Here is a 1,883-nt window from a genome sequence, read left to right on the forward strand (position 1 = left end):
TTGTAATGGGAGACTCTTTGTTTTCCTAGACAAAAATAATTACTTTTTCAAAAAAACACTTTTCTATTTTTTTGTTGGGTATTTTATTCTCTGGAAGTCCCTGATTCTGGAGATAGAAACCGATATCGATCTGGTTTTACTCGATCACTGGAAGGAATTGTACGTTCGGGATTTCGAGGTCTGTTGGCCGAAGCTTAAAACGGGGGGTTGTATCGTCGCCGATAATATTTTACGACCCCAGAAAAACGCGGCGGTCATCTCGGCGTATCTCGATCGAGTTCGCGCTTGTACGGATGCGCGTAGTACCCTACTCCCGATCGGAGACGGAATAGAAATGACCGTAAAAATTTAGCCTGACTACGGCGAAAGGAATTGATTTATGAGTTCATTTTTGAAATTTGACGATCAACACGCGTATCAAGCGGAGATTCAATACCAAAGTCCGGAAATGATCTGGCAACGCGAGGAAGTTCGGGCGTTGTTGGCCCTGCAGACGGGCGATCGGGTTCTCGATATCGGTTGCGGGCCGGGGATTTTAGCCGGCGAAATGGCCGACGAGGTGGGCCTGTCGGGTGGGATCTGGGGCATCGATATTAGTGAAACCATGCTCGGTCTGGCCGAAAAACGTCGCGCGGCGAAAAATATGATCGCTTTACAGTTGGGAAGGGCCGAAGAATTACCCTTTGCCGATCATACTTTTGACGCGGCGGTGGCCGTTCAAGTTTACGAGTACGTTACCGATATCGATCGGGCGCTCGAAGAGTTATTCCGGGTGTTAAAACCGGGGGGGCGCGCCGTCATTCTCGATACCGATTGGGATTCTTTAGTTTGGAACGTGGGCGATCGCTCTAGAATCCGGAAGATTCTCGATCTCTGGGACGAGCATCTGGCCGATCCCAGATTACCCGAAAGGTTGACTTATTTACTACGGGAAACCGGATTTGAAGAGGCATCGCTGAAAATCCTGCCTTTTCTCAACCGCGATTGTCATGAAGGAACCTATAGTTACTGGTTAATCGGATTTATTCGATCGTTTCTGGAAGGGCGATCGGATATCGATAGCGAGGAAGTGCGAGCCTGGGTCGAGGAATTACAAGCGCTCGACCGGGAGAATCGCTATTTTTTCAGTTTAAATCGTTATATTTTTCAAGCGAGGAAGCCTATCTAATATGAACATCGGTATCGAGATAGAATTGCCCGTTGTCGATCGCGAGGGGAACGCGGCCAGCTACGAGTCAGTCCGGAACCTCTTTAAAAAGTTGGCGGAGCACCACGATTTTGAACCGTACTTCGATAGCTTCACTACCCAATTAATCGGGGTTAGAAAACGACAGGAAACGGGGTGGATAGATGTGGGTACGGACTACGGATTCTGTACCCTAGAAGTCGCCTTTCCCCCCGAAGACGGTTTCTTCTCCGTGCAAACGGCGTGGAATCGGTTTATGGACGGTGTGTTATTGCCGGTGTTGGCCGAGGAAGAGTTGCATATTTTAGGATACGGCTGTCAACCGAAAACGGAAACGCCGCGCGCTAAGTACGTGGCGGCGAAAGGTCATTATCGGTTATGGGATAAAATCGTCGATCAACACCCAATCCATTTTTCCTTCGAGAATTGGCCGGGATTCGCCTCCCTACAATTTAATCTCGATGTGTCGCCAGAATCGATCGTCCTGGCGAGTAATTCCCTGATCAAACTATCTCCCGTAATTTGGGCGTGGGGCGCGAATTCTTCCGTGTCCGGTTCCAAAGTATTGTCTATTTCCTCCCTCAGAGTCCTATCCATTAGTCACATCTTTCTTAACATAAAATTTGACAAAAAGAGAAAAGTGTGCAAGATGGCTCAAGGGGGTTCTATGGGGGGACTAATTTGATGAGATAGTTTC

At 48.3% G+C, this 1,883-nt stretch carries 3 protein-coding genes; all 3 read left to right on the top strand.

Annotation, left to right across the window (positions count from 1 at the left end):
* Nucleotides 1–352: O-methyltransferase (locus tag H6G40_RS22790; RefSeq protein WP_422613714.1), on the top strand; the 352-nt coding region annotated here is incomplete at its 5' end.
* A gap of 27 nt (nt 353–379) precedes the next feature.
* Nucleotides 380–1,168 carry a methyltransferase domain-containing protein gene (locus H6G40_RS22795; protein WP_069474442.1) on the top strand — a complete coding sequence of 263 codons (789 nt, stop codon included), beginning with the start codon at nt 380–382 and terminating at the stop codon, nt 1,166–1,168.
* A 1-nt stretch (nt 1,169) separates the two neighbouring features.
* The gene (locus H6G40_RS22800) at nt 1,170–1,871 is read left to right on the top strand and encodes a glutamate-cysteine ligase family protein (protein WP_242028836.1); all 702 of its coding nucleotides are present in this window, start codon (nt 1,170–1,172) and stop codon (nt 1,869–1,871) included.
* Nucleotides 1,872–1,883 lie beyond the last annotated feature (12 nt).

Source organism: Microcystis viridis FACHB-1342 (assembly GCF_014698335.1).
Taxonomy (GTDB): Bacteria; Cyanobacteriota; Cyanobacteriia; order Cyanobacteriales; family Microcystaceae; genus Microcystis; species Microcystis ichthyoblabe_A.

Coding starts and splice junctions, on each gene's coding strand:
- H6G40_RS22800 (WP_242028836.1), top strand. CDS start 1,170: ATGAACATCGGTATCGAGATAGAATTGCCCGTTGTCGATCGCGAGGGG.
- H6G40_RS22795 (WP_069474442.1), top strand. CDS start 380: ATGAGTTCATTTTTGAAATTTGACGATCAACACGCGTATCAAGCGGAG.